Origin of the sequence: Allobosea sp., from assembly GCF_030695125.1 — a bacterium.
In the GTDB taxonomy this organism is placed as follows: Bacteria; Pseudomonadota; Alphaproteobacteria; order Rhizobiales; family Beijerinckiaceae; genus Allobosea.
Window position 1 is genome coordinate 20,488 of sequence record NZ_JAUYTP010000078.1, and the last position, 12,675, is coordinate 33,162.

The window sequence follows — 12,675 nt, forward strand, 5'->3', positions numbered from 1 at the left end:
ATGCGCGTGCTGGTCCTCTATGCCCACCCCAATCCGGAGAGCTACGGCGCGGCGCTGCATGCCGCGGTGGTCGCGGGGCTGACGGCGGCCGGGCACGAGGTCGACGACTGCGACCTCTATGCCGAGGACTTCGAGCCGGTTCTCAGCCGGGCCGAGCGCGTCGGCTATCACGACCTGGCGACGAACACCGACCCCGTTGCCGGCTATGTCGCGCGGGTGCAGGCGGCGGAGGCGCTGGTGCTGTGCTTCCCGGTCTGGAACTTCGGCTATCCGGCGATCCTGAAGGGGTTCTTCGACCGCGTTTTCCTGCCCGGCATTTCGTTCAAGCTGGTCGACGGCAAGGTCCGGCCCAATCTCTGGAACATCCGCAGGCTCGTGGCGGTAACGACCTATGGCGGCACGCGCTGGCGCGCGCTTTTGATGGGCGACCCGCCGCGCAAGGCGGTCTGCCGGGTGCTGCGGGCGGTCTGCCACCCGACGGCGCGGCCGCGCTACCATGCGCATTACGACATGAACCGGGCGACACCGGAAAGCCGGGCGGCCTTCCTGGCGTCGGTCGCGGAGCGCATGCGGGCTCTGTGACAGCGCGCGGAGCGGCTGTCATCACACCGTCATCTTGGCAGGCGAACAGGCAGCCGGCGAAGCGACTTGCTGATCCGCATAAGGATCGAGCCCGAGGTTGAGCTGGGAGCGAGCGAGATGACCAAGGCACTCGAAAAGAGCGTCGGCCGGGCCTTGCTCGTCACCGCCCGCCTGCATCGCGCGCGCATGGGCGAGCGGCTGAACGCGCTAGGGCTGTTTCCCGGCCAGGAACAGGCGCTGAAGGCGCTGCAGCCCGCCCCGATGACGATGGGCGAACTCGCCGGGCTGCTCAGGGTCAAGCCGCCGACCGTGTCCAAGACCATCGGGCGGCTGTCGCTGCAGGGGCTGGTGACGCGCGAGGGCGGCGGCCGCGATGGGCGGCTGGTGCAGGTCGCGCTGACGGATTCCGGCCAGAAGACCGCACTCGCGCTCGATGCGGTCTGGACGCAGGTCGAGGAAGAGCTGCTCGACAAGCTCGACGGCAAGGAACGTAAGCAGCTGCGCCGGCTGCTGCGCAAGGCCGCCAAGGGTCTGTCCAAGGCCGGCGTCGAGGTCGATGATCCCGACGCGGATGGCGACGAGGCCGACAGCGACGCCTGAGCCGGCGCGCGCGGCCGGGGCGCCTCGACCCGGGCGGCGCATGGAGCGCATGCGCGGGGCCGCTGGCCCACCGGCGCAAATCGGTCCACTCTGGCGCAGCCATTCTCGCCGCCCCTTGACGGACACGAATTGCCCGCCGCCTCCAGCCATCTTCCGGAAACGCGCCGCTCGCGGCTGATCGCCATCGCGCTGATCTGCGGCGCGGTGCTGTTCTTCGCCCTGCTCGACGCCAGCGCCAAATGGCTCTCGGCGCATATGGACCCGCTGCAGGTGGTGTTCGCGCGCTATGCCGGCAGCATGGTCCTGGTGCTGATGCTGCTGAACCCGTGGAGCCGGCCGGGCGTGCTGCGCACGAAGCGGCCGGTTCTGCAGGGCGTGCGGTCGCTGCTGCTGCTGGGCTCGACGGTCCTGAACTTCATCGCGATCAAGTATCTCCAGCTCGCGGAGGCCGTCTCGATCATGTTCGCGGGGCCACTGCTGGTGGCGCTGGTGGCGGGGCCCCTGCTGGGCGAATGGCCAGGGCCGCGCCGGATGGCGGCGATCGCGGTCGGCTTCCTCGGCGTGCTGGTGATCACGCGGCCGGGCTTCGGCGGCATGCATCCGGCCGCGATCCTCAGCGTCTTCGGCTGCATCTGCTACAGCTTCTATGCGCTCGCGACGCGCCAGCTCGCGGCCTATGATCCGCCCGAGACGACGATGGTCTATTCCGGCGTCGCCGGGACGCTCGTCATGCTGCCGGTGATTCCCTTCGTCTGGACGATGCCGCAGACGCCGCTCGCCTGGGCGATCCTGCTGGGGACCGGGCTGCTGGGTGGCTTCGGTCACTGGCTGCTGATCCTGGCGCACCGGCTGGCGCCTGCGACCGTGCTCGCGCCCTTCATCTATTCGCAGATCGTCTGGATGGTGCTGCTGGGCTGGGTCGTCTTCGGGCAGTTCCCGGATGGCTGGACCTTCGCCGGCGCGACCATCGTGATCGCGTCGGGCCTCTACCTGCTCTATCGCGAGCGGGTGCGGAAGGTGCCTGGGCCGGCGGCGCGGATCGATTGACCGAGAGCGTCATTCCCGGGCGGAGTGGAGCCGTCCGTGTCCGATCGCTCAGAAACACGACGTCATCCTGGACCAGCCGCGCAGCGGCGCAGGCCGGGATCCATCATCGGGCTCTGAGCCGCCCTATGGTGGATCCCGGGACGACCTTCGGTCGCCCAGGATGACGGCGGTGGTTCAGTCCGAAACCATGAAGGCGGGTCAGACCGTCACCTGCGTGCCGACCTCGACGACGCGGCCGGTCGGGATCTGGAAGAAGCTCGTGGCGTCCGTCGCGCTCTTGGTCAGCGAGATGTAGAAGCTGTCCTGCCAGGGCGGCATGCCCGATTGCGGCGAGGCCTTGATCGAGCGGCGCGACAGGAAGAACGAGGTCGACATGATGTCGAACTTGAAGCCCTGCTTGCGCAGCACCGCGAGCCCCTTGGGGACGTTGGGGCTTTCCATATAGCCATAGACCAGATCGACCCGCCAGAAATCGTCGGTGATGCGGGAGAGGCGCACGCGCTCCTCCTCGGCGATGCGCGGCGTATCGGCGGAGCGCACGGTCAGGATGACGTTGCGCTCGTGCAGGACCTTATTGTGCTTGAGGTTGTGCAGCAGCGAGGCGGGCGCCGTCTCGGGGTCGCTGGTCAGGAACACCGCCATGCCCTTGACCCGGTAGGGCGGGCTCTTGGAGAGCATGCCGACCAGCTCCAGCAACGGCACGTCGGTCTTGCGGGTCTTGTCGAACAGGATCTTGGTGCCGCGCACCCAGGTCCACATCATCACGACCAGCAGGATGGCGAGCAGAACGGGCACGTAACCGCCGCTGAACAGCTTCAGCATGTTCGCCGAGAAGAAGGCAATGTCGATGACGAGGAAGGGCGTCACCACCGCGATCGTCGCCGCCAGCGACCAGCGCCAGCCCTTCCAGATCACGATGAAGGCGAGCAGCGAGTCGACCATCATCGCGCCGAAGACCGAGATGCCATAGGCATGCGACAGGTTCGACGAGGTGCGGAAGGTCCACACCAGCAGCAGCACCACGACCAGCAGCATGATGTTGATGCGCGGGATGTAGATCTGCCCCGAGGTGGTCTCCGAGGTGTGGCGGATCTCGAGGCGCGGCAGCAGGCCGAGCTGGATCGCCTGGCGGGTCAGCGAGAAGGCGCCGGTGATCACCGCCTGGCTGGCGATGATCGTGGCGATCGTCGCCATCACCACCAGCGGCAGGATGAAGCCTTCCGGGGCGAGCTTGTAGAACGGGTTGTCGATCGCCGTCGGGTCGGAGAGGATCAGCGCGCCCTGGCCGAGATAGTTCAGCCAGAGGGCGGGAAACACCATCCAGATCCAGGCGCTGCGGATCGGCCCGCGCCCGAAATGGCCCATATCGGCATAGAGCGCCTCGGCGCCGGTGACCGCGAGGCAGACCGAGCCGAGCACGGCCAGCGAGACGCCGGGGTTGTTGATGAAGAAATGCAGGCCCCAATAGGGATTGATCGAGGCGAAGACGCCGAGATCGTCGGCGATGTGGTAGATTCCCAGCCCTGCAAGCGTCAGGAACCAGACCATCATGATGGGTCCGAAGAAATTCGCGACCTTGGCCGTGCCGCGGCTCTGGACCATGAACAGCCCGATCAGGATGCCCGAGGCGATCATCACGACATAGTCGTTGAGCGCCGGCGTCACCAGCTTGATGCCCTCGACGGCCGACAGAACCGAGATCGCCGGCGTGATCACGGCGTCGCCATAGAACAGCGCCGCGCCGGCCATGCCGAGGAAGAGCACGACGCCGCCGCGTGCGCGACCGAGCGCCCGCTGGGCCAGGGCGACCAGCGTCAGCGTACCGCCTTCGCCGTTGTTGTCGGCCGCCAGCAGCAGGACGACATATTTCAGGGTCACGACGATGACGAGCGACCACAGGATCAGCGACAGCACACCGATGATGACTTCGCGCGGCACGGGAGCCGCCAGCACGATGCCGGCCGCGCCGCCATGGCCGCCCGAGGCGGCGCCGGTCGCCGCCAGCACGGTTTCGCGCAGCGCGTAGAGCGGGCTGGTGCCGATGTCGCCATAGACGACGCCGAGCGCGCCCAGCGCCAGCGCGGCGTAGCCGCCATGGCTGTGCTTGGTCGCGCCGTGATGTCCGTCGTGCTGGCCGTTACGAGAATCCTCCGCGCACGGGGCCGGTGGATTCGTCTGGTCATGCCCCATAGGGGTTCTCCGCGCGCGCTGCAGAGCAGCGGAAGGCCGGGGCCTCTAGCACAATGCCGGAAGCACGCAAAGGCACTGTCATGCTTTCAGGACAAGGTCTCGTCGCGCAGTTGGACAGCTTCACTCGGCCGCATCGGCGCGTCCGCCGTAGCGTCGTGCCACATAATCGTCGACCATCGTCTTGAATTCGGCGGCGATGCCGGGCCCGCGCAGGGTCTTGACCTTCTTGCCGTCGACAAAGACCGGCGCGGTCGGTTCCTCGCCGGTGCCGGGCAGGGAGATGCCGATATCGGCATGCTTGGATTCGCCGGGGCCGTTGACGATGCAGCCCATCACGGCGACGTTCAACTCCTCGACGCCGGGATAGCGCGTCTTCCAGTCCGGCATCGAGTCGGCGATCCAGTCCTGGATGTCGCGTGCGAGTTCCTGGAACACCGTCGAGGTGGTGCGGCCGCAGCCGGGGCAGGCGGCGACCTGCGGGACGAAGGCCCGGAAGCCCATGGTCTGGAGCAACTCCTGCGCCGCCTTGACCTCGAGCGTGCGGTCGCCGCCGGGCTCCGGCGTCAGCGAGAAGCGGATCGTGTCGCCGATCCCCTCCTGCAGCAGCACGCCCAGCGCCGCCGAGGAGGCGACGATGCCCTTCGAGCCCATGCCGGCTTCCGTCAGCCCGAGATGGATGGCGTAGTCGGAGCGCTGCGCCAGCATGCGGTAGACGGTGATCAGATCCTGCACGCCCGAGACCTTGGCGGAGAGGATGATCTTGTCGCGGCCGAGCCCGATCTCCTCGGCGCGCACCGCCGACAGCAGGGCCGACTGCACCATCGCCTCGCGCATGATCGCACGCGCGTCGAGCGGGCGCGGCTGGAGCGCGTTCTCGTCCATCAGCGCGGTCAGCAATTCCTGGTCGAGCGAGCCCCAGTTGGCGCCGATGCGGACCGCCTTGCCGTGCTTGATCGCGAGTTCGACGATCTGGCCGAACTGGCGGTCCTTCTTGTCCTTGAAGCCGACATTGCCGGGGTTGATGCGGTATTTCGCCAGCGCCTGCGCGCAGGCCGGGTGATCGGCCAGCAGCTTGTGGCCGATATAGTGGAAGTCGCCGATCAGCGGCACGTCGATGCCGACACGGTCGAGCCGCTCGCGGATCTTCGGCACGGCGGCCGCCGCCTCGTCGCGATCAACCGTGATGCGCACCAGTTCCGAGCCCTGCCGGGCGAGCGCCGCGACCTGCGCGACCGTCCCGTCGATGTCGGCGGTGTCGGTGTTGGTCATCGACTGGACGACGATCGGCGCGCCGCCGCCGACGACGACGTTGCCGACCCTGACGGGCACGGTGAGGTGGCGCGGCTGCGGCCCGGAATGCTCCGCTGCCAGACCCGGAAAGGCCCGCTCGTTCATCGGCTGTGCCCCCTGGCTCTCAAGCCCGTCATGGCTGTGCGGTCCGGCAATGCTCGCAGCGGCCGACGATCTCGACGACCTGGTGCGAGGGCGCGAAATGCCGCGACTGGGTCATGGCGGTGACCGCCAGTTTCATCGCGGGCGAGGAATCCTCGTCGACGCCGCCGCAGGCCTCGCAGATCAGGAAGGCCACGACCTCGCCGGCGCCATGGCCGTGCAGGCAGGCGACATAGGCGTTGCGCGAGGACAGGCGATGGACGAAGCCCTGCTCGACCAGAAAATCCAGCGCGCGATAGATCGAGATCGGCGCCAGCCTGCGCCCGCCGGCCGGCGAAATCCGGTCCGCCAGATCATAGGCGCCGACAGGGCGGTGGTCGGCGTGCAGCGCCTCCAGCGCCTTGGCGCGGATCGGCGTCAGCCGCAGCCCGCGCTCGCGGCAGACCCGCTCGGCACGCGCCAGCGCTTCGGCTGCATGCGCGCGATGGTCATGCGCATGCCGGCAGCCGGCCTCGTCATGGGCGGCGTGGTCGTGGTCGGCATGGCTGTGGGCGTGCGGCTGCATTTCGGTCATGTTGCGTTGCGAAGGGTCATCGGGCAACGTGCGGGCTGTCCTGTCCAGGCTGTCTCGTCATCGCGACAAGGCCTTGTCGCGCCCGAACCTAAGCATTTTCCAAGCGATTGTCAGGAGCCTTGAAGCCAATGTTTCTCAAAGACCGCGCGGCCGCCATCACGGGTTCCACCTCGGGCATCGGGCTCGCCTATGCGCGGGCCCTGGCCAACGAAGGCGCCCATCTCGTGATCAACGGCATCCTGCCGCCGGACGAGGCCGAAAAGCTCCGGGCCGAACTGTCGAGCGAGTTCGGCGTCAAGGTGCTGTTCTCGGCCGCCGACATGACCAAGCCCGAGGAGATCGCCGGCTTCATCGCGCAGGCGGAGGCCGAGTTCGGGGCGGTCGACATCCTCGTCAACAATGCCGGCATCCAGCATGTCGCGCCGGTCGACGAGTTCCCGCTGGCGAAATGGGACCAGATCATCGCGATCAACCTGTCCTCGGCCTTCCACACGACGCGCGCCGCGCTGCCGAAGATGAAGGCGAAGGGTTGGGGGCGGATCATCAACACCGCCTCGGCGCATGCCTTTGTCGCCTCGCCCTTCAAGAGCGCCTATGTCGCGGCCAAGCATGGCATCGCCGGCCTGACCAAGACGGTCGCGCTCGAAGTCGCCACCAAGGGCATCACCGTGAACGCGATTGCGCCCGGCTATGTCTGGACACCGCTGGTCGAAAAGCAGATTCCGGACACGATGAAGGCGCGCGGACTGACCAAGGAGCAGGTCATCAATGACGTGCTGCTGACGGCGCAGCCGACCAAGGAGTTCGTCACGGTCGAGCAGGTGGCGGCGCTGGCCGTGTTTCTCTGCACCGATGCCGCCAAGTCCATCACCGGCACGACGCTGCCGATGGATGGCGGCTGGACCGCCGCGTGAGCGGGCGCAAGAAGGCGACTTCTCCCGTTCTCGGGCTCGCCGGTCCGAAGGCGCAGAAGTCGATCTCGCTCGCCTTGCAGGGCGGGGGCGCGCATGGCGCCTTCACCTGGGGCGTGCTCGATGCGATCCTTGAGGATGGGCGGCTCGCCATCGAGGCGCTGTCGGGCACCAGCGCGGGTGCGATGAACGCGGTCGTGCTGGCGGAGGGCTGGATCGAGGGCGGCCCGGAGGGCGCGCGCGGCAAGCTCGAGGCGTTCTGGCGGGCGATCAGCGTCGACGGGAAGTATGGCGGTTCGGAGCGCTCGCTGATCGACACGATGCTGGGCGCCTGGGGCGGCTCCAACGGCGTGCCGCCGGGCATGATCTGGTTCGAGATGTTCTCGAAGGTGGCGAGCCCCTACGACATCAACCCGCTCAACATCAATCCGCTGCGCGGGGTGATCGCGGACCTGATCGATTTCGACAAGGTGCGCGCCTGCACGCAGGTGAAGCTGTTCATCGCCGCCACCAATGTCCGCACCGGCAAGATCAAGCTGTTCAACGGCCCGGAACTGACGGCGGACCATCTGATGGCCTCGGCCTGCCTGCCGATGGTGTTCCAGGCGGTCGAGATCGGCAAGGAGGCCTATTGGGACGGCGGCTATATGGGCAATCCGGCGCTCTATCCGCTGTTCTACGAGGCGGCGGGCGACGACATCCTGCTGGTCCAGATCAACCCGCTCCAGCGCAAGGATCTGCCGACCAAGGCGCGCGACATCCAGGACCGGCTGAACGAGATCACCTTCAACGCCTCGCTGATGCGCGAGCTGCGCGCGATCGACTTCGTCAACCGGCTGGTCGATGGCGGCAAGCTCGACAAGACCGAATACAAGCGCGTGCTGATGCACCGGATCGACGGCGGCCCGCCACTGGCGGAGATGACCTCGTCCTCGCGGCTCAACGCGGACTGGGATTTTCTTCTGCGCCTGCGCGACATCGGCCGGGCGGCGGCCAAGCGCTGGCTGAAGCGCAATTACGAGGCGATCGGCACGGTCGGGACCCTCGACCTGAAGGCGGCGTTCTCGTAGAGAACGCGCGATATCTCACCAGCCCTCATCCTGAGGAGCGGGCGCAGCACGCGTCTCGAAGGATGCTCCAGATGGTTCGCGAGCCTCCTGAAGCATCCTTCGAGACGCCGCTTTCGCGACTCCTCAGGATGAGGGCTCAAGGCCCCATCTCCCTCGCCTCATCCGATCCCGGCGAAGCCACGCGAAAGGTCGTCCCATGTCCCAGCTCATCGTCACCGCCGGCCCCTTCACCTTCGAGGCCAAGCTCGAACTCGAGAACGCGCCCAAGACCTGCGCCGCCTTCCTCCGGCACATGCCTTTCACCAGCAAGATCGTGCATGTGCGCTGGAGCGGCGAGGGCGTCTGGATGCCGCTCGGCGAGCTCGATTTCGGCGTCGGCTACGAGAACCACACCAGCTATCCGGCTCCCGGCCAGATCATCCTCTATCCCGGCGGCATCAGCGAGACCGAGATCCTGCTCGCCTATGGCGGCGTGCACTTCGCCAGCAAGATGGGCCAGCTCGCCGGCAACCACTTCATCACCCTGACCTCGGGGCTGGAGAACCTCTACACGCTGGGCCGCAAGACGCTCTGGGAGGGCGCGCAGGAGATCAAGTTCGAGATGGTCTGAGGGTCTGCTGCGGCACCGGCGCCCACGGGCCCCGTCATCCTGGACAAGCAGCGAAGCTGCGCAGGCCGGGACCCATCATAGGGCATTGTCGCGCTCGATGATGGATCCCGGGACGGCCAGCGGCCGCCCAGGATGACGGTCGTGCTTCCGCATCCGACGTCCTTCGTGTCACGCCGCCGGCTGCGGCTCACCCTCCGCCGGCGGCTCTCCCGCCCCGCACAGCGCCAGCATGGCGCGGGCGATCTCGGCCTCGCCCATGATCGTCAACGTCGCGCCGCATTTGGTGAGATGCGCGACCTCGGCGTCCGAATGGGCCCGGGCGACGATCGGCAGGGCCGGGTTGTCGCGCCGTGCCTGCTCGCAGACCTGGCCGGCCTCGAAGCTCTGCGGGATGGCGACGAAGAGCCGCTTGGCCCGGCCGAGCCCGGCGGCCGCCAGCACCGCCGGGTCGGCGGCGTTGCCGCGCAGGAGTTCGGCGCCGTCGCGTTTGGCGATCGCGACCGCGTCGCCCTGTTCCTCGATCACCAGCACGGTTTCGCCGCGCGCCAGAAGGCCGGCGCCGAGCAGCGCGCCGACGCGGCCATAGCCGACGACGACCATGTGGTCGGACAAGGTGGTGGGCACGATGTCCAGTTCGGGCTCCAACTCCGTCGCGGTGGCGGGGGCGGCCTCCGCAGGAGCGGGTTTCTGCCTGACGGAGCCGGTCTCGCCGACGAACCGATCGACAAGGGCAAAGAGCACCGGATTGAGCAGGATCGAGAGGATCGCGCCGGCGAGGATCAGGTCGCGCGCTTGCGCCGGCAGGATTGCCAGCGAGACGCCGAGCCCCGCCAGGATGAAGGAGAATTCGCCGATCTGCGCCAGCGAGGCCGAGATCGTCAGCGCCACCGCGTTCGACTTGCCGAAGGCGCGCATGATCAGCCAGGCGGCGAGCGATTTGCCGATCAGGATGATCGCCAGCGTCGCCAGCAGTGGCCCCGGCGCCCGCAGCAGGATCCCGGGGTCGAACAGCATGCCGACCGAGACGAAGAAGAGCACGGCGAAAGCATCGCGCAGCGGCAGCGATTCCTCCGCCGCGCGCTGGCTCAGCGGGGATTCGCTCAGGATCATGCCGGCGAAGAAGGCGCCGAGCGCGAAGGAGACGCCAAACAGGCTGGCGGCGATGAAGGCGACGCCGAGCGCCACCGCCAGCACGGCGAGGCGGAAGAGCTCGCGCGAGCCGGTATGGGCGACCCAGTGCAGGATCCAGGGGATCACGCGCCGGCCGACGACCAGCATGAAGGCGATGAAGGCGACGACCTTCATCAGGGTGAAGCCGAGCACGCCCCACAGGCCGAGATCGAACTGGCCCGACAGCGGCGAGGGCATGCCGGGCTGCGCGCCGCGCAGGGCCTCGGCGACGGCGGGGATCATGACCAGCGCCAGAACCATGGCGAGGTCTTCGACGATCAGCCAGCCGACCGCGATCTTGCCCTTCTCGGTCTGGACGAGGCGGCGTTCCTGCAGGGAGCGCAGCAGCACGACCGTGCTCGCCACCGAGAGCGCCAGGCCGAAGACGAAGCCCGCTACCCACGTCCAGCCCATCAGATAGCCCAGCCCCATGCCGAGCAGCGTGGCCGTGCCGATCTGGACGAGGGCGCCGGGCACCGCGATCGCCTTGACCGAGAGCAGGTCCTTCAGGGAAAAATGCAGGCCGACGCCGAACATCAGCAGGATGACGCCGATCTCGGCGAGTTCGTTGGCGAGGTTCTGGTCTGCGACGAAGCCCGGCGTGAACGGGCCGACCGCCACGCCGGCGACGAGATAGCCGACGAGCGGCGAGATCCGAAGCTTGTGGGCCAGCGCCCCGAAGACGAAGGCGAGGCCGAGGCCCGCGACGAGAATGGCGATCAGCGGGCCGTGATGCATGGTTCTCCCAAACGATGCGCGGTGACGAGGGGCGGCGGGGCAGACCATGCCGGCTGCGCCGCGTGATTTCAACCGCGCGCGGTCAGGCCTTCGGCTTCTCCAGGAGGATCTGTCCCTGCTTCTCGACGCCGATCTTGAGCTTCTCTGCGAACATGGCGAGCATCCAGGGCAGCACCATCTCCACACGGACGAGCGCCTGCTCGACATCGAGACGGCCGCGGACGGTGTAGCCCAGCGCCGCCACACCGAAATGCAGGCTGTCGCCCTCCCAGCGCTCCTCGACGAGCTGCATCTTCACGACACCCAGCCGGTCGCGAATGCGGTCGATGCCCTCGCGCAGGCGCGCAGTGGCACCCTCGCGGCCGAGGTCATGCGAGACGGAGATGGTAACGGGCTTGGCCATGACGCTCCATGCGCGATTGCGAACGCGGCTGCTGACAATGGGGAGGCGGAACCGCAATTTCCAGACGATCGCCGGATCGGCGTCACGCTTACGCGCAGGCGCCTGCGGCGGTCCGCGGCCAGCCGCAGCGCGTGGCGGCTGGCTGGATCGCCGCGCGTCAGGCGCTGCGTTCGTGCAGGGTGCGCTGGCCGCGCTCGGTGATCTGCCAATGTTCGCCGGCCGGTTCGACCAGGCCGAGGCTTTCGAGGATCCTCAGCATCGCGTCGTCGAAGACAAAGCGCTGGGTCTGCTCCCCGATGCTCTCCAGAGCGATCCATTGGGGATCCGACATCACGCCGGGATGCTGGGTCAGGAGGTGCTGAATGGCCATGAGCGTCTCCTTTCGCTGGCGGGCCACGATATTCGCAGCCAATCGCGGCCGGGTGATGGCCGCATGCGGATGATGAGCGTCGAAACTGTTTCCAGCCTTGTGCGCAGCGGCTTTCTCGCCGCGGCCGGGAACTCTCGGGGCCGTGGCCCGTTTTGTCGGCAACAGCTCGCCAACGCCGCCCGATGGACACCGTCGGCGGCGGGCGCGGCTTCGAGACCTTTGTCCGCTAAATGGAGATTTCGCGATGGCGACCATGAACAGCTTCCCGCCCGACGTGCCCAAGGATCTGGACGAGGCGCAAGACGACATCGAGGGCGCCGTCGGCACCGTGCGGGCCAAGGCCTCCAACCTTGCCGACAAGGCGACCGAGACCGTGCGCGACGGCTACTACCGCGCCAAGGACGCGCTCACCGAGGCCGACCCGGCCGAGATGGTGCGCGAAGGCGGCGAGGCGGTTCGCGATGCCGTCGAGCGGCATCCGCTCGCCGCCTTCGGGCTTGGCGCGCTCAGCGTCGGCCTGATCGCCTGGGCGACCTTGCGCGGTTCGTCGTCCGCGTCGCGCTTCGAGCGCTACGAGCCCGAATACGGCCGTCTGCGCAGCCTTTTCGACAGCTATCGCCACGAGGCCGCCGATACAGGCGAGAGCGCACTCAAGAGCAGCGAGAAGTGGCTGCGCAGCCATGGCTCGTCGGCGCGTGACCACGCACGCGACTATGCCAGCCAGGCGCGCGACTATGCCGATTACGGCGGGCGCATGATCGCCAAGCGGGCCGAGCGCGAGCCGGTCGCAGCGCTGCTGGGCGTCGGCATTGCCGTCTACTTCATCGGGTCGCTGATCGCCTCGGCGACCGCCAGCGACAGCCCCCCGGCCCGTCGGCGCACGACCAAGCGCTGACGACGCTCGCGAACCGGCCGGAAGGCCGGATCGCGTCGTCGTTTTAAAAAAAGCCCTGCCGCATCGCTGCGGCAGGGCTTCTTCATGTCAGACGCGGATGGCTGGAGCCATCCCGGGGCGGTG

General features: G+C 67.9%; 13 protein-coding genes. 7 read left to right on the forward strand and 6 right to left on the reverse strand.

The features are described from left to right. The 3 genes from Q8S38_RS23460 to Q8S38_RS23470 all read left to right on the forward strand — a co-directional run bounded on the left by Q8S38_RS23460 (position 1) and on the right by Q8S38_RS23470 (position 2,229). Positions 1 to 582, forward strand: a complete 582-nt coding sequence (locus Q8S38_RS23460) for an NAD(P)H-dependent oxidoreductase (RefSeq protein ID WP_305682750.1) — start codon at positions 1 to 3, stop codon at positions 580 to 582. Positions 583 to 699: 117 nt separating this feature from the next. Beyond that, positions 700 to 1,182: a MarR family winged helix-turn-helix transcriptional regulator gene (locus Q8S38_RS23465; protein ID WP_305682751.1), complete on the forward strand. Its 483-nt coding sequence runs from the start codon at positions 700 to 702 to the stop codon at positions 1,180 to 1,182. A 129-nt stretch (positions 1,183 to 1,311) separates the two neighbouring features. After that, the gene (locus Q8S38_RS23470) at positions 1,312 to 2,229 is read left to right on the forward strand and encodes a DMT family transporter (protein ID WP_305682752.1); all 918 of its coding nucleotides are present in this window, start codon (positions 1,312 to 1,314) and stop codon (positions 2,227 to 2,229) included. A gap of 198 nt (positions 2,230 to 2,427) precedes the next feature. Here Q8S38_RS23470 and Q8S38_RS23475 read toward each other — a convergent pair whose 3' ends face one another. The 3 genes from Q8S38_RS23475 to Q8S38_RS23485 form a co-directional block, all read right to left on the reverse strand. Further along, positions 2,428 to 4,419, reverse strand: coding sequence for a potassium transporter Kup (locus Q8S38_RS23475; protein ID WP_305682753.1), 1,992 nt, complete (start codon positions 4,417 to 4,419; stop codon positions 2,428 to 2,430). Positions 4,420 to 4,539: 120 nt separating this feature from the next. Continuing rightward, positions 4,540 to 5,814: a flavodoxin-dependent (E)-4-hydroxy-3-methylbut-2-enyl-diphosphate synthase gene (ispG, locus tag Q8S38_RS23480; RefSeq protein ID WP_305682754.1), complete on the reverse strand. Its 1,275-nt coding sequence runs from the start codon at positions 5,812 to 5,814 to the stop codon at positions 4,540 to 4,542. A 28-nt stretch (positions 5,815 to 5,842) separates the two neighbouring features. Beyond that, positions 5,843 to 6,385, reverse strand: coding sequence for a Fur family transcriptional regulator (locus Q8S38_RS23485; RefSeq protein WP_305682755.1), 543 nt, complete (start codon positions 6,383 to 6,385; stop codon positions 5,843 to 5,845). 128 nt (positions 6,386 to 6,513) lie between these two features. Here Q8S38_RS23485 and Q8S38_RS23490 point away from each other — a divergent pair, with 128 nt between their 5' ends. The 3 genes from Q8S38_RS23490 to Q8S38_RS23500 all read left to right on the forward strand — a co-directional run bounded on the left by Q8S38_RS23490 (position 6,514) and on the right by Q8S38_RS23500 (position 8,976). Beyond that, positions 6,514 to 7,299, forward strand: coding sequence for a 3-hydroxybutyrate dehydrogenase (locus Q8S38_RS23490; protein WP_305682756.1), 786 nt, complete (start codon positions 6,514 to 6,516; stop codon positions 7,297 to 7,299). Further along, complete coding sequence (locus Q8S38_RS23495) at positions 7,296 to 8,366, forward strand: patatin-like phospholipase family protein (RefSeq protein ID WP_305682757.1); 1,071 nt, start codon at positions 7,296 to 7,298, stop codon at positions 8,364 to 8,366. The genes Q8S38_RS23490 and Q8S38_RS23495 overlap by 4 nt, the downstream gene beginning before the upstream one ends. Positions 8,367 to 8,562: 196 nt before the next feature. Beyond that, on the forward strand, positions 8,563 to 8,976 hold the full coding sequence (locus Q8S38_RS23500; protein ID WP_305682758.1) for a DUF3830 family protein: 414 nt from the start codon (positions 8,563 to 8,565) through the stop codon (positions 8,974 to 8,976). A 168-nt stretch (positions 8,977 to 9,144) separates the two neighbouring features. On the opposite strand, the gene ybaL is transcribed toward Q8S38_RS23500, so the two are convergent. The 3 genes from ybaL to Q8S38_RS23515 form a co-directional block, all read right to left on the reverse strand. After that, positions 9,145 to 10,884, reverse strand: coding sequence for a YbaL family putative K(+) efflux transporter (gene ybaL, locus Q8S38_RS23505; protein WP_305682759.1), 1,740 nt, complete (start codon positions 10,882 to 10,884; stop codon positions 9,145 to 9,147). A gap of 82 nt (positions 10,885 to 10,966) precedes the next feature. Next, on the reverse strand, positions 10,967 to 11,287 hold the full coding sequence (locus Q8S38_RS23510) for a polyhydroxyalkanoic acid system family protein (protein ID WP_305682760.1): 321 nt from the start codon (positions 11,285 to 11,287) through the stop codon (positions 10,967 to 10,969). A 157-nt stretch (positions 11,288 to 11,444) separates the two neighbouring features. After that, positions 11,445 to 11,912, reverse strand: coding sequence for a hypothetical protein (locus Q8S38_RS23515; RefSeq protein ID WP_305682761.1), 468 nt, complete (start codon positions 11,910 to 11,912; stop codon positions 11,445 to 11,447). Between Q8S38_RS23515 and Q8S38_RS23520 the strand changes: the two genes are divergently transcribed. Beyond that, positions 11,902 to 12,552, forward strand: coding sequence for a hypothetical protein (locus Q8S38_RS23520; protein ID WP_305682762.1), 651 nt, complete (start codon positions 11,902 to 11,904; stop codon positions 12,550 to 12,552). The genes Q8S38_RS23515 and Q8S38_RS23520 overlap by 11 nt on opposite strands. The last annotated feature ends 123 nt before the right edge of the window (positions 12,553 to 12,675 follow it).

Bases quoted from the DNA above. Each gene is read 5' to 3' on its own strand.
- Q8S38_RS23490 (WP_305682756.1), top strand. From the start codon at position 6,514: ATGTTTCTCAAAGACCGCGCGGCCGCCATCACGGGTTCCACCTCGGGC.
- Q8S38_RS23485 (WP_305682755.1), bottom strand. From the start codon at position 6,385: ATGACCGAAATGCAGCCGCACGCCCACAGCCATGCCGACCACGACCAC.
- Q8S38_RS23460 (WP_305682750.1), top strand. From the start codon at position 1: ATGCGCGTGCTGGTCCTCTATGCCCACCCCAATCCGGAGAGCTACGGC.
- Q8S38_RS23465 (WP_305682751.1), top strand. From the start codon at position 700: ATGACCAAGGCACTCGAAAAGAGCGTCGGCCGGGCCTTGCTCGTCACC.
- Q8S38_RS23510 (WP_305682760.1), bottom strand. From the start codon at position 11,287: ATGGCCAAGCCCGTTACCATCTCCGTCTCGCATGACCTCGGCCGCGAG.
- Q8S38_RS23520 (WP_305682762.1), top strand. From the start codon at position 11,902: ATGGCGACCATGAACAGCTTCCCGCCCGACGTGCCCAAGGATCTGGAC.
- ispG (WP_305682754.1), bottom strand. From the start codon at position 5,814: ATGAACGAGCGGGCCTTTCCGGGTCTGGCAGCGGAGCATTCCGGGCCG.
- Q8S38_RS23500 (WP_305682758.1), top strand. From the start codon at position 8,563: ATGTCCCAGCTCATCGTCACCGCCGGCCCCTTCACCTTCGAGGCCAAG.
- Q8S38_RS23515 (WP_305682761.1), bottom strand. From the start codon at position 11,912: ATGGTCGCCATCGCGAAATCTCCATTTAGCGGACAAAGGTCTCGAAGC.
- ybaL (WP_305682759.1), bottom strand. From the start codon at position 10,884: ATGCATCACGGCCCGCTGATCGCCATTCTCGTCGCGGGCCTCGGCCTC.
- Q8S38_RS23475 (WP_305682753.1), bottom strand. From the start codon at position 4,419: ATGGGGCATGACCAGACGAATCCACCGGCCCCGTGCGCGGAGGATTCT.